The 21,470-nt window shown below is 64.4% G+C and carries 18 protein-coding genes; 8 read left to right on the top strand and 10 right to left on the bottom strand.

What is annotated here, in order from left to right:
• Positions 1-10 precede the first annotated feature (10 nt).
• From AC0L28_RS16475 to AC0L28_RS16465, 3 genes are read left to right on the top strand one after another with little or no spacing between them, the layout of a single operon-like run.
• The gene (locus AC0L28_RS16475; protein ID WP_473478753.1) at positions 11-1,519 is read left to right on the top strand and encodes a sugar ABC transporter ATP-binding protein; all 1,509 of its coding nucleotides are present in this window, start codon (positions 11-13) and stop codon (positions 1,517-1,519) included.
• Positions 1,516-2,481: an ABC transporter permease gene (locus AC0L28_RS16470; RefSeq protein WP_473478751.1), complete on the top strand. Its 966-nt coding sequence runs from the start codon at positions 1,516-1,518 to the stop codon at positions 2,479-2,481. Before AC0L28_RS16475 ends, AC0L28_RS16470 begins: the two co-directional genes overlap by 4 nt.
• Complete coding sequence (locus tag AC0L28_RS16465) at positions 2,478-3,449, top strand: ABC transporter permease (protein ID WP_473478749.1); 972 nt, start codon at positions 2,478-2,480, stop codon at positions 3,447-3,449. The genes AC0L28_RS16470 and AC0L28_RS16465 overlap by 4 nt, the downstream gene beginning before the upstream one ends.
• Here AC0L28_RS16465 and AC0L28_RS16460 read toward each other — a convergent pair.
• Positions 3,423-4,364 (bottom strand): amidohydrolase family protein, encoded by a 942-nt coding sequence (locus tag AC0L28_RS16460; protein WP_128179694.1) that lies wholly within the window; start codon positions 4,362-4,364, stop codon positions 3,423-3,425. The two genes, AC0L28_RS16465 and AC0L28_RS16460, sit on opposite strands and share 27 nt — an antisense overlap.
• A gap of 76 nt (positions 4,365-4,440) precedes the next feature.
• Here AC0L28_RS16460 and AC0L28_RS16455 point away from each other — a divergent pair, with 76 nt between their 5' ends.
• From AC0L28_RS16455 to AC0L28_RS16440, 4 genes are read left to right on the top strand one after another with little or no spacing between them, the layout of a single operon-like run.
• Positions 4,441-5,760, top strand: a complete 1,320-nt coding sequence (locus AC0L28_RS16455; RefSeq protein WP_473478747.1) for an alanine racemase — start codon at positions 4,441-4,443, stop codon at positions 5,758-5,760.
• 44 nt (positions 5,761-5,804) lie between these two features.
• Positions 5,805-6,149: a RidA family protein gene (locus AC0L28_RS16450; protein ID WP_023800134.1), complete on the top strand. Its 345-nt coding sequence runs from the start codon at positions 5,805-5,807 to the stop codon at positions 6,147-6,149.
• Between the two features lie 10 nt (positions 6,150-6,159).
• Positions 6,160-7,170 (top strand): succinylglutamate desuccinylase/aspartoacylase family protein, encoded by a 1,011-nt coding sequence (locus tag AC0L28_RS16445; protein ID WP_473478745.1) that lies wholly within the window; start codon positions 6,160-6,162, stop codon positions 7,168-7,170.
• Positions 7,171-7,225: 55 nt separating this feature from the next.
• Entirely contained in the window at positions 7,226-8,398 is a 1,173-nt protein-coding gene (locus tag AC0L28_RS16440) for a hypothetical protein (protein ID WP_473478743.1), read from the top strand.
• 118 nt (positions 8,399-8,516) lie between these two features.
• Here AC0L28_RS16440 and AC0L28_RS16435 read toward each other — a convergent pair whose 3' ends face one another.
• The 9 genes from AC0L28_RS16435 to AC0L28_RS16395 all read right to left on the bottom strand — a co-directional run bounded on the left by AC0L28_RS16435 (position 8,517) and on the right by AC0L28_RS16395 (position 20,501).
• The gene (locus AC0L28_RS16435; protein ID WP_473478741.1) at positions 8,517-11,765 is read right to left on the bottom strand and encodes a winged helix-turn-helix domain-containing protein; all 3,249 of its coding nucleotides are present in this window, start codon (positions 11,763-11,765) and stop codon (positions 8,517-8,519) included.
• A 395-nt stretch (positions 11,766-12,160) separates the two neighbouring features.
• Positions 12,161-13,990 (bottom strand): allophanate hydrolase, encoded by a 1,830-nt coding sequence (gene atzF / locus AC0L28_RS16430; protein WP_473478740.1) that lies wholly within the window; start codon positions 13,988-13,990, stop codon positions 12,161-12,163.
• Positions 13,987-14,337, bottom strand: a complete 351-nt coding sequence (locus AC0L28_RS16425; protein ID WP_473478737.1) for a cupin domain-containing protein — start codon at positions 14,335-14,337, stop codon at positions 13,987-13,989. Before AC0L28_RS16425 ends, atzF begins: the two co-directional genes overlap by 4 nt.
• On the bottom strand, positions 14,330-14,998 hold the full coding sequence (locus tag AC0L28_RS16420) for a cysteine hydrolase family protein (protein ID WP_473478734.1): 669 nt from the start codon (positions 14,996-14,998) through the stop codon (positions 14,330-14,332). The genes AC0L28_RS16425 and AC0L28_RS16420 overlap by 8 nt, the downstream gene beginning before the upstream one ends.
• Entirely contained in the window at positions 14,998-16,527 is a 1,530-nt protein-coding gene (locus tag AC0L28_RS16415; RefSeq protein ID WP_473478907.1) for an ABC transporter ATP-binding protein, read from the bottom strand. Before AC0L28_RS16415 ends, AC0L28_RS16420 begins: the two co-directional genes overlap by 1 nt.
• A 10-nt stretch (positions 16,528-16,537) precedes the next feature.
• Positions 16,538-17,239: a biuret amidohydrolase gene (gene biuH, locus AC0L28_RS16410; protein ID WP_473478732.1), complete on the bottom strand. Its 702-nt coding sequence runs from the start codon at positions 17,237-17,239 to the stop codon at positions 16,538-16,540.
• Between the two features lie 25 nt (positions 17,240-17,264).
• Positions 17,265-18,191, bottom strand: a complete 927-nt coding sequence (locus AC0L28_RS16405; RefSeq protein WP_473478729.1) for an ABC transporter permease — start codon at positions 18,189-18,191, stop codon at positions 17,265-17,267.
• Entirely contained in the window at positions 18,191-19,351 is a 1,161-nt protein-coding gene (locus AC0L28_RS16400; RefSeq protein ID WP_473478727.1) for an ABC transporter permease, read from the bottom strand. The genes AC0L28_RS16405 and AC0L28_RS16400 overlap by 1 nt, the downstream gene beginning before the upstream one ends.
• A 22-nt stretch (positions 19,352-19,373) precedes the next feature.
• Positions 19,374-20,501 (bottom strand): BMP family ABC transporter substrate-binding protein, encoded by a 1,128-nt coding sequence (locus AC0L28_RS16395; RefSeq protein ID WP_287226232.1) that lies wholly within the window; start codon positions 20,499-20,501, stop codon positions 19,374-19,376.
• 268 nt (positions 20,502-20,769) lie between these two features.
• On the opposite strand from AC0L28_RS16395, the gene AC0L28_RS16390 reads away from it, so the two are divergent.
• Positions 20,770-21,456 carry a GntR family transcriptional regulator gene (locus tag AC0L28_RS16390; protein ID WP_287226229.1) on the top strand — a complete coding sequence of 229 codons (687 nt, stop codon included), beginning with the start codon at positions 20,770-20,772 and terminating at the stop codon, positions 21,454-21,456.
• Positions 21,457-21,470 lie beyond the last annotated feature (14 nt).

Raw genomic sequence — 21,470 nt, 5'->3', positions numbered from 1 at the left:
GTCGCAGAACTTGGTGGCCACGGCTCCGCTTCTTGCCGCGCGGGGAGTGTCGAAGTCCTTCTTCGGCAACCCCGTCCTGCGCGCCGTTTCCATCGCTCTCCAGCCGGGCCGCGTGCATGCGCTGCTCGGCGAGAACGGTGCCGGAAAGTCGACGCTGATCAACCTCTTGTCCGGTGCCTTGCGCCCGGATGGCGGAGCGATCGAGGTCGATGGGCGCCCAGTGTCGCGCATGACCCCCGCCTATGCCCAACAAGCCGGGATTGCCGTCGTCCAGCAGGAACTCAGCCTGACGGCCAGCCTCTCCATCGCCGAGAACATCGGCCTTGGCGCCTATCCGCGCCGGTTCGGTTTGCTCGACTATCCCGAACTCGCCGTGCGGGCCAGGGCAGCATGCGATCTTGTCGGGCTTCACGAACCGCTCTCGATACCGGTCGGACATTTGTCGCTTGGCCGCCGGCAGATGGTGGAGATAGCCAAGGCGCTTTACCGCCGGCCGCGCGTTCTCATTCTCGACGAACCCACTTCGTCGCTTTCGGCAACCGAAACGAAAGTCCTGACGGAATTGTTGGAGAGGCTGCGCGGCGAGGGCATCGCTATTCTCTACATTTCGCACCGGCTGAACGAAGTCATGGCACTGTGCCAGCATGTCACCGTCCTGAAGGACGGCGCCTGCACGGCGGATCGCAGCTTGGAAGGAACCGACGCCAGCGGGCTGGTTCGGCTGATGGTCGGCCGCGACCCCGGCGATCTTTTTCCACAGTGGCAGGCTTCGGTATCGACTTCCAACGCCATCTCGGTTCGCAATTTTTCGGCCGGCCTGATGCGCGACGTCGATCTCGACATCAGGACGGGCGAGGTGCTCGGCATTGGAGGCCTGGTCGGGCAAGGGCAGGAAGATCTGCTGCTCGGCCTCTACGGCGCCATTCCGGCCAGGACGGCATGCGCGACCGTCAACGGCGCTTCGGGTCTGCCCGGCGGTGTGCCGAAAGCCAACGCGCTTGGCCTCGCCTATGTCCCGGCCGACCGCAAGCGCGAAGGCCTGCACCTGATCCATTCCATCATCAGCAATATGATGCTGCCCGCTTTCGCAAGACTGCCGGCGCTGAAGCTGCGCAGCCGCCGTGCCGAGCGCGAGACGGCGAGAGGTCTCGCTGCCCAGCTTGGCATCAGGGGCGACCTCGACCGGCCGGCGCAGGCCCTCTCGGGCGGCAACCAGCAGAAGGTGGCGCTGGCGAAATGGATGCCGCACCACCCGCTTGCGCTTCTCCTCAACGACCCGACGCGCGGCGTCGATGTCGAGACCAAGCGCGAAATCTACATGATGCTTCGCAACTTCGCCGCCGCCGGCAAGGCGGTCGTGCTGCTCAGCTCCGACACGCCAGAACTGGTGCACCTTTGCGACCGCGTCGCGGTGGTCCGGGAGGGCCACATCGTTGCCATGCTCGAGCGCGGCGCATTGAGCGAGGAAGCAATCGTTTCCGCTGCGATGGGCGCCGAACAGCGGCAGGTGGCGGCATGAGCACGGTGGCCTCCTCAAGGCAAGCCGGCGCTCTTTACTGGCCGGTTCAGCTGCGCCGCAATGTCGGTGTGCGCGGCCTGTTCGCCGTGGTCATGGCGTTCCTCGTCGCCTATGGCTTCCTGTTTCCCGGCTTGTTGACCGCTTCCGGCTTTGCCAAATTCACCCAGAGCTGGTTTCCGCTGGCGCTGGTCGCCATGGCCCAGGCGATCCTCATGCTTACCGGCGGCATCAGCCTGGCCATCGGCGCAATGGTCAGCCTGGGCGCGGTGATCGCCGCGACGACGATGACCGGGCCGCTGGGCGTAGCCGGCGGTGCCGCTGCGGTGGCGCTGACCGGGATCGGCATCGGCGGCGCGACCGGGTTCATCGTCGTAAAACTTCGGTTGCCGGCGATCGTGGTGACGCTCGCCGGTTCCTTCATCATCGGCGGTGCGGCGCTGCTCATCCTGCCGAGACCCGGCGGCGCCATTCCGGAGTCGCTGTCGGACCTGCTTGCCGGCAACACGCCCGCGGCCTTCGTGCTGCTGGTGCTCATCGTCCTTCTGTGGAAACTCTATCTCGCCACACCGCTTGGCTTGAGCCTTTATGCCGCCGGCGAGAATCCGGTCGGCGCCTATCGCTCCGGCGTGCCGGTCGATGGCGCACGGGTAGCGGCTTACGCGATCAGCGGCCTGCTTTGCACAGGCGCCGGCCTGTTCGTCGCCGCGCAAACAGGTTCGGGCGATCCGGTCATCGGCACGGCCTTCACGCTGAATTCCATCGCCGCCGCCGTGCTCGGCGGCATTGGCTTCCTCGGCGGTCAAGGCACGATGCGCGGTGCGCTTGCCGGCAGCCTGCTGCTCAGCCTGATGATCAGTGTGATGTTCTTCCTCGGCTTCACGCCGGTCGCCCAGTATGTCGCCCAGGGCCTCATCATCATCGGGGCGGTCGCCATCCCGCAATTCCGCAAGGTGCAGCAATGACAGCATGGAAAGAAACCGCGGCCCGCAGGCGCGCCTTGACGATCCTGCGCAGCCGGCCCTTTCTCACCGTTGCCATCGTTGCCGCGGTGTGGATCGTGGCGAGCTTCGTCTCGCGCGGCTTCGGCGCATATGGCCATTTGCGCTATCTGGTCGAACTGGCCGCGGTGATTGGCCTGGTTGCGGCGGGGCAGACCTTTATAGTCATCGCCGGCGGCATCGACCTTTCCGTCGCGGCGATCGTCACGGTGAGCGCCGTCAGCCTGCCGCTGCTGTCGTGGCAGGCTGATCCGACCGGGCTCACTGCCGTCCTTGCCGTCCTTGCGCTGACGACGACAATCGGTCTGGTGAACGGGCTGGGCGTGGCGCTGTTGCGCGTTCATCCGATGATCATGACTCTGGCCATGGCGACATTCCTGCAGGGTCTGCTGATCATCATCGCCGGCGGCAGCGCCGTGACCGCCGAGAACCCGCTGGTCCGCTGGCTCGGCAATGCGCGGCCGGCCGGTATACCCGCAGGCGTGCTCTTGTGGGTGGCCGTTTCCGTGATCGTTCTGGCCGCAATGCATGCCACATCTTTCGGCGCTCGGCTCTTCGCCATGGGCGCCAACCCGCTCGCCGCGACACTCTCCGGCGTTCCCTTCGCTTCGACAACCCTGGCGGTCTACGGCATCAGCGGGTTCACTTCCGGGCTTGCGGGCGTGCTGGTGCTCGGCATGAACGGACAAGGCTATGTCGGGATCGGCGATCCCTATCTGCTCGCCTCGATTGCGGCCGTCGTGCTCGGCGGCACCTCGATCCTCGGCGGGCTCGGCACCTATGCCGGCACCATTCCCGGCGCCATCCTGCTGGTCACGATCACGGCTCTGATCACCGTCGTCAACGCCTCGCCCGGCTGGCGCAGCATCCTTTTCGGTTCGCTGATCCTGGGGCTGCTGCTTCTCTCAGGCAGGGAGCAGGCCCGCCGATGACATATCGTCCAGCCGGTAGATCCGCCTTGCATTGCCGAAGAATAACGCCGTCTGCTCGTCTGCGGAAAGCTCCCCGGCAATGGCCTTAAAGCTGTCATATACTGCATCGAACGACGCGTGCAGACCGGCCACCGGGAAGTCACTGCCGAACATCGCGCGCTGTGTGCCGAAACAGTCGATGCAATGCATGACAACCGGCTTCAGGCTGTCGAGCGTCCAATCATGATCGTAGGCGACCAGATCCGATATCTTGATGGCGACGTTGTCGCGCTCCGACAAAAGCCGAAGCGCTTCGCGCCACGCCCGCATTCCATCGGCGTCACGGTCGATCGGGCTGCCGCAGTGGTTGAGAACAAAGAGCTGGTTCGGATAGGCCGCTGCGAGGCGCGCGGCTCCAGTGAGCTGGCGCGGAAACACCATCAGATCGAAAATCAGCCGATGGCCGGCAAGCAGCGCCAGGCCGGCGCGCCAGGCCGGATCGTTCATGATGCCGTCACGGGCAACGAAACGGCGGGCAGGATCTGGATCCCAGCTCAATATGTCGCGCACGCCGACGACACGGTCGAATGCCGCCTGCGCCTCGACCAGCGCCGGGGCTTGGTGGTTCGCCAGCGGGACGTGAACGACGTAGCGGGCCGCCACGCCCCGCGATTTGTCGAGCGTTTCAAGCCACTGCGTTTCGCCGACGCAGTCGTCCCCGGCCCAACCGGCTTCGACATGAACGGTGGCGACGACATTGTGCCGGCTGGCGTCGCGCAAATAATCCTCAGGAAGATAGTTTCGCCGCAACGGGCCAAGCTCGCCCAGGCCGCCGCGCTCGCCAGCCGTCGTGGCGAGCCACGGATGGCGGCCGAGGCCGAGATCCCAAAGATGATGGTGGGCATCGATGATCGGTCCGGAGTAAGGCTTTGACACGCATCTCTCTCATGCTGTGGCCGGCATCGGAAATCAGTCCGGGCCTCATCCTGCTAAGGCGAAGGACTAGCATCGGATGACCGAAAACTCACCCGTGCCGGCGCTCGCGATCCGTGAAAATTTCCTGCTCGACGATCGCATCCGCGGCGTGCCGCCCGGCACCTTCGGGCTGGACAGCAGCCTTGTCGCATCTCAGCGCTGGCATCCGGCTGATGGACGCATGTCGTTGCCGGTGCTGACCCTCGACGAGGAGGCCTTCATCGCCAATCGTGACCTGTTCCTGCGCTACGCGCGCGAACAGGGCGCCATGGTCGCGCCGCATGCCAAAACCCCGATGGCGCCCGACCTTGCCCGATCGTTGGTAGAGGCCGGAGCATGGGGAACGACCGTCGCGGATATTAGACAAGCCGCGGTGATGCTCAGGGCCGGCCTCACACGACTGATCGTCGCCAACGAGGTTGGTGGATCAGGAGGTGCGAACCGGCTCGCGGCGCTGGTTGGCGCCTGGCCAGGCGTCGAGCTCTTCGTCTTCGCCGACTCTGTCGCCGCCGTGCATGCGCTCGCCGAAGCCTGGCGGGCCAATGCAATGCTGCCGCCGTTGCGCGTGCTTGTCGAACTCGGTGCGGGGAGGGCAGGCGCCAGGACCACTGGCGAAGCCGAGGCGATCGCCAATGCAGTTGATGCAGCCGGCGGACGGCTGCTGATTGCCGGCGTTGCCACCTACGAAGGTGCCGCGGCGCAACCCGACCCCGGCCGCACCGAGGAGGCGATCTCGGCTCTGCTGGCGATGACCGCCGACATGTTCCTGCGGCTGCGCGCCCGCGCCGGCGGCGACGTGCCGCTGATCGTCACGGCCGGCGGCTCGGTTTTGTTCGACAAAGTGGTCGCCGCGCTTTCGCCGGCCGTTTCCAGGGACGGCAATGCGACGCTGGTGTTGCGCAGCGGCGCCATCTTCTTCCACGACCATGGTGTCTATGATCGCTCGCTTGGCGCACTTGACGCGCGCAACGGCTTTGCGGTCGGCGGCGTCAGCGTTTCCGCACGAAATTCGTTTCGTCCGGCTTTGCGCCTGTGGGCCGAGGTGCTGTCGCGGCCGGAGCCCGGCCTGGCGATCTGCGGCATGGGCATGCGCGACGTGTCGTTCGATCAGGGCTTTCCGATGGTGCTCGCGGTCTTCCGGACCGGCAGGCCGCTGCCGGTAGCGCGCGCCGAGGTCTTCAAGCTCAACGACCAGCACGCCTTCCTGACAATCGCGCCGGGCGACGACATTGCCGTTGGTGACATCATTGAATTCGGCATCTCCCATCCCTGCACCTGCCTCGATCGCTATCGCGTGATTTTCGGCGTCGACGCGGCCGGGCATGTCCGCCACGCCTTTCCCACCTGTTTCGGCTGACCGAATCTTGCGGCGGCCCCAAGAGAACCTCGAAAGGATCGAATATGATCAAGTATTTCCAGTCCGGCTCCCGCATGTCGCAGGCGGTCGTCTATGGTGGCCTTGTCCACATCGCAGGCCAGGTCGCCGACGATCGCAAGGCCGGCATCGAAGGCCAGACCAGCGATGTGCTCTCAAAGATCGAGGCGCTTTTGGTCGAGGCCGGCAGCAGCAAGTCGAAGCTTGTGGCGGTCAACATCTTCCTGCCGCAAATCGGAGACTTCGACGCCATGAACAGCATCTACGATGCCTGGGTGGATCCCCAACGCCTGCCGGCGCGGGCCTGCGTCGAGGCACGTCTCGCCGATCCCGACCTCCGCATTGAGGTCACAGCGATCGCCGCCATCTGAGTTTTTCGCCATGCACACCGGACTCATCCATACGCTCGACTTCGACCGGGACGGCAAGACATCAGGCTATCTCAGCATGCCCTTCTCGATAGACCGTTCGCCCTATTTCCAGGTCAAGGTCCCGATCTGCCTCATACGCAACGGTGAGGGGCCGTCGCTGCTTCTGATGGCCGGCAATCACGGTGACGAATATGAGGGCGAGCTGTCGCTGGCGAAGCTGGTCCGCCGGCTCGATCCCGAGCGGATCAAGGGCCGCGTCACCATACTGCCGATGGCGAACGCACCGGCGGTGATGGCCGCCAAACGCTGTTCGCCGCTCGATGGCGGCAATCTCAACCGAGCCTTTCCGGGCGATCCGTTGGGCACACCGACAAGCCGGCTTGCCAGCTTCCTCGAGTCGGAACTGTTCCCTCGCCACGAAATCGTCTTTGACATCCATTCGGGCGGCACTTCGATGGAACATCTGCCTACAGCGCTCGTCGAGCGCAATACCGATCCCGACCGTCACAGGCGCGGGGTGGAGCTGATGCGGACACTCGGCATGCCGTATGGGTTCGTGGCCGACAATGGTCAGGCCTCGCCGACCTCGATGGGCGCAGCCCGCCGGGCCGGTGCCATTGGCGTCAGCGGCGAGTTCGGCGGCGGCGGCACCGCCACAGTCGATACGATGAAGATTACCGCTCGCGCGATCGACAATCTGATGGTCGCCGTTGGCGTGGTCGAGGCGCCGGTTCTTTCGCCGGAGTCAAAGCCTTCGGCGCCGACGCGACTGCTCTCGCTTTCCCGGCACGGTCAGGGCCTGTACGCCACCCGCCGCGGCTGGTTCGAACCCGCCGTCAGGCTCGGCGACGGCGTCAGCGCCGGACAATTGGCCGGCTGGTATCACGACCTGGAACGGCTCGATCTGGCCGAGGAAGCCCTGCATTTCGCCGAAGGCGGCATCGTACTTTCGCGCCGGCTGCACACGATGTGCGAGGCAGGAGATTGCCTTCTGCAGGTCGCCGAACCGGTGGAAGGCTGACAGGAAACCATCGGCGTTTGCTCACGGCGCCATTATAGAAAACCGAGGAGATTTCATGCAGCTTTCGATGTGGACCTACCCCTGGGATGTCCAGGATCTGGGCTTGGGGGCCGTCGAACGCGATCTCATCGGGCGCGCCGGGCTCAACATGATCAGTCTCGCGACCTCCTATCATGCCGGTCGCTTCCTGCAGCCGCGCAGCCCGCGCCGCAAAGCCTATTTCCCGGAGGACGGCACGATCTACTTCAAGCCAACCGCCGCCCGATGGGCCGATCTCGTGATTCAGCCGAAGGTGGCGGACGTGATCACCGAAGGTGGCGACGTTCTGGCCGAGCTTATCCAACGGCGCGAGGCAGGCGGCCTCCAGGTGTCGTGCTGGACGGTCTGTCTGCACAATACCCGCCTCGGCATGCTTTATCCGCAGGCTGTCACCCGCAACGCCTTTGGCGATCCCAATTATTACAATCTCTGCCCGTCGCATCCGGATGCGCGCGCTTATGTCCGCGCGCTCGTCGCCGACGTTACGCACACTTACAAGCCGGACAGAATCGAACTTGAAAGCCCGTCCTTCATGGGCTTCGCCCATGAGTACCATCACGAGAAGGATGGTGTCGGGCTGACGCCGGAAGACGATTTTCTTCTGTCGCTGTGCTTCTGTCCGTCCTGCCTCGCTCGCGCCACTCGTGCCGGCATTGAAGGCCAGGCGGCGCGCGAGCTCGTCAAGCAGTGGATTGCCGAGGCATGTGAGCGCGCTGTGCCTGAACGGCGCTTTCCCGAATTTCCCGCAAGTGGCCTCGACACCTTTCTGCCCTGGCCGCAACTCCACGCCTATCTGTCGTGGCGGTTCGAGCCGGTGACCAGCCTGGTGGCCGAACTGCGCGAGGTTGCCGATCCGGCGACAAATGTCCTCATCATCGACCTGAAAGACGGCTGGCTCGGCGGCTGCGACCTGGCAGCGCTCGGCAGGGTCTGCAACGGGGCGATCCTTTGCGCCTACGACATGCAGGCCGGCGACGTGAGGGGCCTGATGGCGGCTGGCCGCAGCGCGCTCGGAGCAGAGAAATTCCTCGGCGCCGGCTACAGGCTCTTCTATCCGGAAATGGCAGGCCCTGAAATCCTCTCCGCCAAGGTGAAGCCGGCGCTGGCGCCGGACGTCGACGGTATCAATTTTTACAATTACGGCCTTGTCCCCGCCGCACGACTCGATTGGCTGCGTGCAGCTGTCTGAATAAAACGATCCGTGTGCCGCAGTCCAGCTAGACTGGCAAACATCCTGCACGGAGATTGAGGGTGGCTGCCAGACCGACGATAGCCCGGTGTTTCGCCAGCAGCGCAAGACACCGTCTTCAGCGCGGGTGCCGCACAAGATAGGGTTCGACCAAGGCGTGTATTTCCGCAGCGGGCGCCGCTTCGCCGGCGGCGCGCAGCGCCCGTTCGTAGCGTGCATAGTCGTCGACCGCGCCTTCGAAATCACCGCGCGACAGCCGCTCCCTGATCTGCGCCTTGCAGACGGGTCCGGCATCCGGATAGAGGTCCAACGCCCTCAGATAAATCGAGCGCGCTTCCTGGGCGTTGCCGGTTGTCTCCAGCCGCTGGCCGATCCGCAATGCGAGATCGACCAGATCGCGACGCACTTTTTCAGCGGCGGCGAACGACCAGAAGCTGGCTCGCTCCTGCAGAAACAGCGGACCGGGGAATGCGAGGAAGAGCGCTTCCGCTTCCGGTCGCAGCCCGGCCGCCTCGCCATTGGCTGTTGTCACCGACTTGAGCCGTGCATCCCAGTCGGCGAGGTCGACCCAGACCTTGTCGGACGCGAGGCGAAGCTTGCCTTCGCGCTGAACGATGAGGTCGGTCCGCCCGAGCAGCTTGCGCAGCCGATGCAGCGCCTGCTCGCACGCCGCCCGCGCCTGGTCGCCGTCGAGGTCGGGCCACAGCCAGTCCTGAACGGTCTCCAGCGAGCAGGTGTTGTCTTTCGAGATCGCCAGTACCCGCAGGATGTCGAGAGCCTTCGTCGGTGGCTTGGCGCCGAGATTAAGAGGGTTTCCATCGAGTTCGAGCCGAAAGCCTCCGAGGACGTGGACCTTGAGCGGCCATAGCCAGGCTGTGGGCCGCCGTTGCGGCGCGTCCAATCGGCGTTCCCGGATAAGCGACCGGCAAAGCTTGGGCTCGATGCCGCGCTCAAGCGCATCGCCAAGCAGTTCGGCGAGCAATTCCGGAACGTTGAGGAGCACCATTGGCCAGCTGACGTCGCGCAGCGCCTCCATGAAGACCTTCAGCCGATCGCCGTAGCGTGGACCCTGGTCCCACAGGCTCTCCAGCGCGGCCGCTGCAAGAATGCATATCTCGGTCCGTTTGCGAGCGCCGCCATCCAGCCGCGGCAGCAGGTCGCTGAGAAGCGCGGCGGCTTCGCGCGGCTTCCTGTCGGCGAGCAGCACCTGGAACTTCGTGATGCAGTGGGCCCAGCGCTCGACCATCGGCTCGTTGGCGGCCGCGCTCGCCGCCATGAAGCGCTCGCAATCCTCATAGGCGGCCGCGAAATCGCCTTGCCTGGCATGAAGCGCGGCATAGCAATTGGCGACGATGGCGACCTGTGTGCTGAAACGGCTGTCGGCGATCTCGGCCAGGCGCTCGACCACCTGGTCGAGCTCGGCAAAGTCGTTGCGGAACTTCATCTGCATCTGAAGATGATACAGGCCACCGAACTCCACACCCTTGAGCGACTCGCGCTCACCGATCGCGATCGCCTCCCGCAACGCCGCTTCGGCCGACGGGTAGGGAAAACCCCGTCTCTTATACGGGAAGTAACGGCCGCTCTTGGCGCCAAACTCAACCAGCCACATGCCGAGCACCCAAGGCAGCACCTCCTTGTCGGTCAAATCCTCGACAACGCTGTCGACGGCCTTGGTGAACAGATCGGCCCGCATGACCGATACGGAATGCTCGATCAGCGTCTCGCTGGCAAGCAGCCGTAAGCCGCTTGGGTCGTGCTCGGGATTCCGGGTCAGCCGCTCCAGCAGTTCGGTTTCCAGCGCTTGCCCGGCCGGGCTGTTGCGGTAGTAGTCGTCGCCGAAGTTCAGCGCCCGCACCATGCCGATGCGCACCAGCATCGCTTCCTCGGAAGGCAGTTCCGGCAGGCCGCGCTCGAGGATTTCGAACGCCCGGCGGGTCCAGGTCGAAAGACCCTCATAGGTACGCCAACTGTCCGTCTTGACCAGAACCGCGCGCGACACCGTAAGACAAAGCCCGCGCTGATCGTCGGCCTCGCCAAAGGCATGCCATGCCTTCCACAGCCAGTGCTCTGCCGCGGCATCGTTCGGCATGTGGGCCACGCCCAGCCAATAGAAATGCCAGCCGTTCATGAACGCTTCCGGCAACCGGCCGACCCATTCGATGAAGGTCGTTCGATGTCCCTGCGCCAGCACGGCCTCCGCCCGGCTCAGCATGAGCCCGCTCGCCTGGTCCCAGTCCTCTGCCTGCAAGGCGAGGTGTATGGCTTCGTCATATCGGCCGGCGTCGGCGAGCACCTTTGCCGCCCTTTGTTTGAGCGACTTCTGCTCTTCTGCCGTCACACGCTGTGCGAAGCGTCGGTCGAGGAAGTCCCGCAAGAGGTCGTGCAGGTGGAAAACGTCGCGGCTGTTTTCCGTTCGCGTGACCAGCAATTGCCGCTGGTAAAGCCTGTCGAGCAGCTTGCCCGCTTCGCCGGACCCGATCATCACGTCCGCCAGTTCGGTGCTGATCTCGGGCAGCAGATTGAGTTTCAGCAGCATGTCCTGGTCGGCGGCGGGAAGGGAAAGGAAGAAATGGCGGCCGAGAACGTCCGACAGCGCGTTCTGCCCGCCGGCTGCTGCCCCGCTCGTTTCGTCAGGTCCGACCGCCGAGCCGTGATCGGCGAGGAGAACCAGCCCGATCGCCCAGCCGCGCGCCGCTTCGACATCGACTGGAACGGCGCCGTTCTTCGAACGCAGCTTGACGAAATCGCGTGCTTCCGATGTCGAGAATTCGAGCGCTGATCGATCGATGACGGCCACTTGGCCCTTGAGGACGAGGTCGCCCAGTTCGTCGTGGGGCAGCGTGCGCGAGACGCAGATGCAGCGGACCGTGTCAGGAAGTTCACGGAACATCACGGAAAGCACCGCCCGGAATTCGGGCGTGTCGGCCTCGTGCAAGTCGTCGAGGACCAGAATGGTGCCGGGCTTCAACCGCGCAAAATACGCTCTGAAGAAGCGCCTGGCGAACTCCTTCGGCTGCTCGACATATTCGACCCCAAAGACCGGCAAGTTTCCAACTGCGGGTGAGGCGAGTGACTGCGCCAGATATTGAAAGAAGCGCGCGATATCCTGGTCGCCCTCGTCGATGCGGAACCACACATGCGGTGCCTCGACGCTTTCGAGGTAGTCGATGACCGCTGTCGTCTTGCCGTAGCCGGCCGGCGCGGCCACCCAGCATACGCTCGAACGCGATTTTTGACCGATCGCTTCGAGAACGCGGTTCCGCCTCAATATCCTGGCGCTGCGCGGCGCCGCCAGCTTGGCGATCCGGCCTGTGCCCGAGAGCGGGCGCCTCGCATCGGCGTCAATGGCGTCTGGGGCGGTCATCGGGCTCCCGCTCAACCAATCATCGAGCGTCAGGTCGTGCCATGATGACCGTCCCGCAGCCCAGATTGACCTTAGGGTAGCGCAATCGTGCGACAATTCGTAGGGGCTTCGCAGATGAAGCGGCAACGGCCAAGTGCAAGCGTCGACTGGATGCCTGCGCGACCTCGAAATCAGGCAGCAGACGCGGCCGAATTGCGAGCGGCAATGAGCGACCGGTGAATCCCGCATTCCATCTTCGACAGTCCGCTCCAGCGGCCCGAGCGCGGATCGTCCGCACCGCCGCACGCGGATCGCTTACGGCGTTCGGCGTGCTGGCTCGCCGTACCAACTGCAAGCCGAGCATCCTGCTACGATTTGAGCGCACGCTGACGTTGCCGGTGCGAACGGCCGGTCGTTCAATCGGCCGGGACCCTTTCCTGTCGCTCTCCGCTGGCTTTTGCGATGAAGCTGCGCCAACCGCCATAGGCCGAAATGTCGATCGCTCGTGACAACCCGGCGGTTTCGACCAGGAAGCCCTTGGCCGATGTCCCGTCATCGAGCTCGATCGTGCCGATGCCGAGCGGCGGCGGGATCGCGGCCACGAAGCGTCCGAACGCGTCTGGTGAAAGCCGCCAAACCTCGACATCGATCGACGTCCCGTTGCCATCGGCAACACGCACGAGCCCCGGCTTCGGCACGGATTGGGCCGCGAGCGCATAAAGCTGATAGGAGGCAACCGTCCTGGCGGCTCTGCTCAATCGCGCACCTAGCGCACAGAGTTGGCCGTTGAGCGGCATTCCCGACAAATGCGCGCCGACAACCACGAGCTCGATCAGGTCGTCAGTAGGGTCGAAGCTTTTGGCGGTGAAGGCAGGCATCGGCCAGCCTGTCGCGCCAAGGCCGAGACCGCTCGCCGCATGCAACTCGCCGGCCAGCGTCGCCGTCAGTGCATCCTTGCCGGCAGCGGCAAGCAAGGTAACGCTCATCGGCAGATCGTCGTCGCGCTTGCCGGTCGGCACGGCGATGCCGCACATGTCGAGCAGATTGACGAAGTTGGTGTAGGTGCCGAGCCGGCTGTTGGTGACGATCGGATCGGCCAAAACAGTCTCCAGCGAATAGTGCGTCGGCGCCGTCGGCAAGCAGAAAAGGTCGACCGAGGCGATGACAGGCGCGAGCCTGGCCTTGTAGGCCTGCAGCGCATAGAGGCCGTTGAACGCGTCTGCCGCGGAGAGCTTTCGTGCCCCGCCGATGATTGCGCGCGTTACCGGGTGCATGGCTGCTTCGCTCGCTTCCATGAAATCCGCAATCGCCGCATAGCGCTCGGCCACCCAGGCGCCTTCGTAGAGCAGGTTGGCAGTAGCGTAGAAATCGCCGAAGGGAATTTCGATCAGTCGGCAGTCGAGCTGTTCCAGCGTCCGCAGCGCCGTTTCGAATCCCGCCTGCATGGCCGCGTCGCGAAAAAATTCCCGATCCGCTTTTGCGGGAACCCCGACGGTCAGCGCGGGTGGACACGGACCAAGCGGCGGCGCCGCGATAGCGCGCGAATAAGGATCGACGTCATCTTTGGCCGCCGCCGCCCTGAAGACGCTGTAGGCGTCATCGACGGTGAGCGCGAAGACGGAGACGCAGTCGAGCGTGCGGCAGGCCGGCACCACGCCTGTGGCCGACAGCGCGCCGACGGTCGGCTTCAGCCCGACGATGTTGTTGAGGCCGGCGGGAATGCGGCCGGATCCTGCGGTATCGGTGCCGAGCGCGAAAGAAACAATGCCGTGCGCCGTCGCCACGGCCGAGCCGCACGAGGAACCGCCCGGCACCAGTTTCGGATCGATCGCGTTTCGGGGGACCGGATAAGGTGTGCGCACGCCGACGAGGCCGGTGGCGAATTGGTCGAGATTGGTTTTTCCGACGACCAGCGCCCCGGCCGCCCTCAGACGCGCGACGACGGTGGCGTCTTTCGCCGGCAAGTAGGCATATTCGGCGCAGCCGGCCGTAGTCGGCATGCCGGCAACATCGATGTTGTCCTTGACCGCGAACGGTACACCCCAGAGCGGCTTTGCCACGGGATCGAACCCGCCGAGTGCGTCGGCTTCGGCGAGCAGGTCCGCCCTGCTCGCCAGATGGATGAAGATGCCGGGATCGTCCGCTTTCGCTATGCGCTGAAACACGGTTTCAATAATGGTAGTGGCCGACATGCCGGTTGCATAGCTCGCGTGCAGGCTGCCGATATCGAAGCGGATGTCGCTCATTTCGTCTCGTCCAGAATGACCACCGGCAGATTCCACTGGATCAGCACGACGCAGCCGTCTTTCGTCCACACCGAATGCTCGGTCCCGACCGGGTTCAGGATCACACTTCCGGGAAGATAATCGCCATTCTCGTCGCTCTGGGTGCCTTCCAACACAACGATGGTTTCCAGTGCGACATGACGATGGCGCGGCACGCCGGCGCCGGGCCGATAGTTCAGGATCGCGACGGAGGGTTCGGCCGGTCCGCCCTTGAGCAGCCAATGCACCGTGATGCCGTCGCGAAAATGCTCGAATGCCAGATCTCGCCAGCCCCCATGGATGAGAGCCGGGTATGCAATGTTAGGCATCGGCAATTCCTTTGAGCACCTGGTCCGTCATCGCCGTCCAGCCGACGATCGCGCCCTGCGCCCTGATCATGGCCAGCGCGGCCGCCTTGAATTCCGGAAAATAGCTTTCCGTCGCATCCTCCGCCAGCAGGCATTCGTAGCCGCGGTCGTTGGCTTCGCGCATCGTCGTCTGCACGCAGACTTCCGTCGTAACTCCGGCGAAGACGAGCTGCTGCACGCCGAGCCGCTTCAGGTCCTCGCCGAAGCTGGTAGCGTAGAACGCGCCCTTGCCGGGTTTTTCGATGACGATTTCGCCAGGCAGCGGGGCTACCTCGTCGAGGATCGCCGTTCCCGGCTCGCCGACGACCAGCACGCGGCCCATCGGACCGACATCGCCGATTCGGATCGACGGATTGCGGCGATTGCGCTTGGCCGGCGGCAGGTCCGAAAGGTCTGACCTGTGGCACTCCATCGTGTGGATCACCGGCAGGCCGGCGGCGCGAAATCCCTGGATCAGTCTCTTCACCGTTGGCACGATCGCCGCCACCCGGCCGACGTCGTTGCCGAGGCTGGCGCCAAAGCCGCCCGGCTCGGCGAAATCGCGCTGCATGTCGATGACGACCAGCGCCATCGCCTCAGGCTTGAAGGCAAATGGAAACGGCAGCGCGTTGATCTCCGCCATCAGTTATGTCCCGCCATGTGCTCGCCGATCGTCTGCACGCTCGCCTGTGCGATCGGCGTCTCATAGACCAGCGCCCCGTCGGACATGACGAAGATGCGGTCGGAGAGCTCCAGCAGTTCGTCGAGGTCCTCCGACATCAACAGCACCGCGGCACCAGCGTTGCGTGCCCGCATGATACGGGCGCGGATTTCGGCGACGGCAGAGAAGTCGAGGCCGAAGCAGGGGTTTGACACGATGAGAAGATCGACCTCGCCGGTCAGTTCGCGGGCGAGCACAGCGCGCTGCACGTTGCCGCCGGAGAGCGACGAAATCGGCGAGGCGAGCGAGGCTGTCTTGACCTTGAACTGCTCGACCAGCCGCGTCGCATAGTCCCTGATGGCGCTCATCCGGATCCAGCTTATCGGCTTGCCGGCCTCGTTCAGGTCGAAGGTCCGGAATGCCATGTTTTCCGCCACCGTCATCCTCGGCGCGCAGGCATTGCGCAACGGTTCCTCCGGGATGAAGCGCACATTGAGCGTGCGGGCCTCGGCGCGGCTGGCGCCGTAGGGCGTTCCCTTCACCAGAACGTCGCCGGCACCACGTGTACGCTGACCGGCAAGGACTTCTAGAAATTCCTTCTGGCCGTTGCCGGAAATGCCGGCGACACCGACGATCTCGCCGGATTTCACATCGAGCTCGCCGATATTGATGGTTTTCAGGCCGGTGCGGTCGGGCGCTTTCAGCGCCTTCACCGTCAGGATTTGCCTGGCGCCGACCGGCACTGGAGCGCGGCTGTCGAGCGCGGCGATCGGCTGGTCACCGATCATCATCGCTGCCATCTGCTTGTGAGACAAATCCGATACTTTCCCCGTTCCTGTCAGTCTGCCCTTGCGCAGCACAGTGATGTCGTCGGCAAACGCCGTCACCTCGTGGAACTTGTGCGAGATCATCAGTACGGTGAGATCGCCCGCCTTGGTCATGCCGCGCACGAGGCCCAGCACTTCCTGCGCCTCGCCGGGGGTTAGCACCGACGTCGGCTCATCCAGCACCAGAAAACTGCGGCCGAGATAAAGCTGCTTGATGATTTCGAGCTTCTGTTTCTCGCCGGCGGCGAGTTCGGCCACCTTGACGTCGAGCGGCAGCTTGAACGGCATCCGCTCCATGAACTGGGCAAGTGCGGCGCGCTCCTTGCGCCAGTCGATAATCCCCGGCACCTTTTCGCGGGAAATGACCAGGTTCTCCGCACCTGTCAGCGACGGGACCAGGGTAAAATGCTGGTAGACCATGCCGAGGCCGAGCGCCGAGGCGTCCTTCGGACCGGCGATCCCGATCTCGCGGCCGTCGACCAGAATGTCGCCGGCGGTCGGGTGATAAAAGCCCATGATGCATTTGACCAGCGTCGACTTGCCCGCGCCGTTTTCGCCAAGCAGCGCATGAAACGATCCCGCCGGCACCTTGATGGAGACGTCGTCCAGCGCGGTGAAGGCACCGAAGCGCATGCTCATGCCGATCGTCTCGACGCCGACGGCCTTCTTGCCGCTTTCACGCATCACGACACCCTCATGGCAACTGCGCAACGAAGGACACCGAGTTCGACACCGCGCCGAACACGCCGCCTTGCATCTTGATCATCTTGATCGCGGCGAGATGGTTGCCGTAGTCGGTCGCCCCGCAGCAATCCTCCAGCATCACGCATTCGAAGCCGCGGTCGTTGGCTTCGCGCATCGTCGTATGCACGCAGACGTCGGTGGTGATGCCGGTCAGCACGATGTTTTCGATGTCGCGCTGGTTGAGGATCAGTTCCAGGTCGGTGGCGCAGAACGAGCCCTTTCCCGGCTTGTCGATGATCGGCTCGCCTTCGGCCGGATAGAGGTCGGGGATGATGTCCCAGCCCGGCTCGCCGCGCACCAGGATGCGCCCGCAAGGTCCGGGGTCGCCGATGCCGGCATTGATGCGGCGCGAGCGCCAGCGCTTGTTGGCCGGCAGGTCGGCGAGATCGGGCCGGTGGCCCTCTCGCGTATGAATGATGGTGTAGCCCTTCGCCCGCATGGCAGACAGCACTGATCTGATCGGTTCGATCGGCGCCCGCACCAGCGAGAGATCGTAGCCCATATGATCGACATAGCCGCCCGGCCCGCAGAAATCGGTCTGCATATCGATGATGATCAGCGCCGTGTTGTCGGGCCGAAGCTCGCCATTGTAGGGCCATGGATAGGGATCGGCATCGATGTAGCGCTGCGTGACCTCGGCTCTGGCGTTCATTGAGAAAAACTCCAGTCTGGAAACGTCATTTGGTGATCGACAGTTCGCCCGGCGCGCCGGCCAGCGAACGGCTCGGCGACGAGGTGGCGATCATGATGACGAGGGTGAGAATGTAGGGTGCGGCGTAGAACAGATAGTAGCCTTGCGTGACGCCGACCGATTGCAGCGCCGGCCCCAGCGCGCCGGCCCCGCCGAACAGCAGCGCGGCGGCAAAGCAGCCGAGTGGGTTCCAGCGCGCGAAGATGACCAGCGCCACTGCCATCAGCCCCTGGCCCGACGAAATGCCTTCGGTCCAGCTGCCGGGGTAATAGAGCGACAGATAGGCGCCGCCGATGCCGGCCAGCGCGCCACCGATGCCGGTGGCGATGAGGCGCACCGTATTCGGGTTGAGGCCCATGGCGCGCGCGGCGTCGGAACTGTCGCCGACCACGCGCAGGATCAGGCCGGCCCGGGTGTTGCGGAAAGCCCACCACAGGAATACGGCAAGTGCTGCGCCGATCAGGAACAGCACATTGACGTTGAGCGCCGCCTGCACCTGCGGAACGTCGGACCAGCCGCCAAACGGGATGGCCGGCAGGTCGGGCGCCGAGGGCTGGATGAACGGTTTGCCGAAGAAGAAGGCGAGACCCGAGCCGAACAGCATCAGCGCAATGCCGATGGCGATGTCGTTGACGCCACGGAATCTGCAGATCCAGCCGTGGAACAGGCCGAAACAAAGACCGGCGGCTGCGGCGGCCAGCAGACCGAGCCATGGTGAGCCGGTCATCACCGCGACGGCATAGGCGGTCATCGCGCCGAGCACCAGTGTGCCTTCGAGACCGAGATTGATGCGCCCCGAGCGTTCGGTGATGGCTTCGCCCAGCGACACGAAGATGAAGGGCGTCGACACCCGGATGGCGCCGCCGAGCATGGCGAGCGGAACGCCCCAGAGGCCGATCTCGGTTGCGTCCATCAGGCAGTTCCCTTCAGGAGATCGGGCCTTTTCAAGAGATCGCCCCTCTGCCAGAGGTCGGGATTGAAGGCCTTGAAGCGGCCGTAGAAGGTTTCGCTGAACAGGATGACGACGAAGAGCATGCCCTGCAGCACCAGCACGGTGGCGTCGGGCAGGTCCATGCGGCGCTGGATCAGCCCGCCGGAGGCCTCGATGCCGCCAAGCAGGAAGGCGACCGGGATGATGGCGAGCGGATTGTGGCGGGCGAGGAAGGCGACCAGGATACCGGTATACCCATAGCCGGCGGCGAGCGAGGCGTTGGCGCTGCCTTGCACGGCGGCGACTTCCAGCATGCCGGCAAGGCCGGCAAAGCCGCCGGCCAGCGCGGTGAAACCGACAATCAGCGGTCCAACGGCAAGTCCCTGCACCTGGGCTGCCCTGACATTGCCGCCAGCGATGCGGGCGGCGAACCCCCAGCGGGTCTTTTCGATCAGCAGCCAGGACAGAATGCAGGCGATGATGCCGACGACCAGGCCCCAATGCACGTCCATGCCGGGAATGTTGCCGATGCGGTAGGCCTCAGCCAACGGCTCGGTCGACGGTTTGTTGAGCGAGGCGGGATCGCGCAGCGGTCCTTCCACCAGATGGTTCATCAGGGCGATGGCGATATAGGCCATCAAAAGGCTCGATATGGTTTCGTTGACGGCACGGTAGTGGCGTAGCGCGCCGACGGCACCGATCCAGATGCCGCCGGCGGCCAGGCCCGCCACGCCCATGGCAAGAATAACGAAAAAGGCGGGGGCGCCGCTGGCGGCCACGCCCATGGCAGCCGCGGCAACGCCGCCCAGCACGATCGCGCCTTCGCCGCCGATGACGACAAGGCCGAGCCGGGCCGGCAGCGCCACGCAGAGCGCCGCAAGCAGCAAGGGTGCGGCCCGCGACAGCGAGTTCTGGACCGAGAACCACGAGCCGAAGCCGCCGCGCCACATCGTTTCATAGAGCTGCGCCGGCGATTTGCCGACCAGCGCGATGAACAGGCTGAACAGGGCCATGCCGACAATCAGGGCCGCGAGCGGGATGACGAGGGCTTCCGCCCGCCGGGCGATCCATTCGAGCGCCGTCGGATAGCTTTTGGCGCCGAGCATCACTGGCACGCTCGCGCTGCTCACGGTGTCTGCCATGGCCCCCGTCTCCGATCCATGCTCAAGCGGTCGAGCCGACGACACCTTCGACGAGATAGTCCATGCTTTCCAGCTCGATCGCGGCTTCGACGAAGGTCTGGCCCTCGGTTGCGACGACGTCGCCCTTGTTGTTCTTCAACGGCCCCTTGATCACCGAAAAGCCGCCCTTCATCATTTCGGCGAGCGTGCCGTCGAACTGTGCGCGCGCCGCCTCGCTGACGGCGGGGCCGAGCGGGCTCATCTTGACGAAGCCGTCGGCCAGTCCGCCGCGCGTGAAATTGGGCAGCGGCTTGCCGGCCACGAGGTCGTCGACGAACATCTTGTAGACCTTCGCCCAGTTCCATTCCGCGCCGGTCAGATATTTTTCCGGCGCCAGCGGGCTCTGATTGGCATGGTAGCCGCAGATGAAGGCGCCGCGTCCCGCCGCCGTTTCGACCACCACTTTCGGGCTGTCGACATGGCAGGTGATGACGTCGGCACCCTGATCGACCAGTGCATTGGTGGCTTCCGCCTCCTTGACTGCCAGCGACCATTCGCCGGTGAAGATCACCTGGCAGGTGATGGCCGGGTCGACCGAGCGTGCGCCGAGCAGGAAGGAATTGATGTTGAGCAGGACCTGCGGAATGGGCTTTGCCGCGACGAATCCGATCTTCTTGGTCTTGGTGGCGTGGCCGGCGGCGACGCCGTTGAGATACTGGCCCATGCCGATATAGCCGAAATAGGAACCGGCATTCATCGGATGCTTGTCCTTGTTCCACATGCCGCCGCAATGGCGGAACTGCACGTCGGGGAATTTCGCGCACATGGCCAGCATGTGCGGATCGAAATAGCCGAACGAGGTCGGGAAGATCAGCGAGGCGCCGTCGAGGTTGATCATCGATTCCATCGACTTCTGGACATCGACCGTTTCGGGGACGTTCTCCTCCTCGACCACGGAGATGCCCTCGATGGCCTTCAATGTGGCGGCACCCTCGGCATGCGCCTGGTTATAGCCGTAGTCGTCCTTCGGTCCGACATAGATGAAGCCGACAGTGACGGCAGCGGCGAACGCCCTGCTGATCGGGAATGACGCCGAGGCCAGGCCGAGCGCCGCTCCGGCGGCGGAGGTCTTGAGCAGCTCGCGGCGGCTAAGTATGAATCTCTCGGTCATGTGAATGCTCCCTGTTGGACCCTTTCCGGGTCGATTAATCCCCTTCTCTTAAAAGTGCATGCAATCGCCGTGCCAGTTTAAAGGCTGGATTTTATCCAATTAAATCAGTTGGCGGGCTGATTAGCCGTGCTCAAGCGAAAGGCAATTGCATACACTTTTTGCCTTTCAATTAGCCAGTTTGACAACCAGATTAAAATAAAGGCATAGAGGGGCGCCCGAGTCGAAACGAAAAAGACTGGACGGAGGAGAATTGTCGGGGAAGCGCAGCTTGATCAGGTCGGGCACGACCGTCGATCAGATGGTGAGGGCGATCGGTGACCGGATCGTCACAGGCTTCCTGCGCCCCGGAGAAAAGCTCGACGAGGCTTCGCTCGCTGCCCGTTTCGATGTGTCGCGCACCCCCGTCAGGGAGGCGCTTGGCCGGCTGAGCGCCATGGGGTTGGTCGAAAGGCGGCCCAACCGCGGCGCGACCGTCGCCGTGGTGACGCAGGAGCATCTTGCCTCGATGTTCGAGAGCATGGCCGAGCTTGAAGCGATCTGCGCGCGGTTCTCGGCCGAGCGCATGACCGCCGGCGAACGCCGCGCGCTCGAATCCGAGCACCAGGCATCGGCGCGCCTCGTGCAATTGGGTGCGGAGGAGGACTACGAGTATTTCAACACCGAGTTCCACACTCGGCTCTATCGCGGCGCGCACAGCAAGCACATCTATGAACTGACCGTCATGACACGCAGCCGGCTGGCGCCGTTCCGGCGCGCGCAATTCATGCTGCCGGGCCGCCTGGCCAAATCCTGGCAGGAGCATGACGTCATCGTTACCGCAATCATGCGCGGTGACGGCGCCGCCGCAGGGCAAGCAGCCAAGGATCACGTCTCCATCGTCAGCGAGGCGAGCGCCGTCTTTGCCGCGGTCGACCCGATGAAACCGGCGGTGGATTCGATCGGGATGTCTTCCTAGTGAACAAAACCTGA

It is taken from the genome of Mesorhizobium sp. WSM4847 (assembly GCF_055811335.1).
The sequence above is the reverse complement of the archived record's forward strand: the minus strand, read 5'-3'. Positions and strand labels throughout refer to the sequence as shown.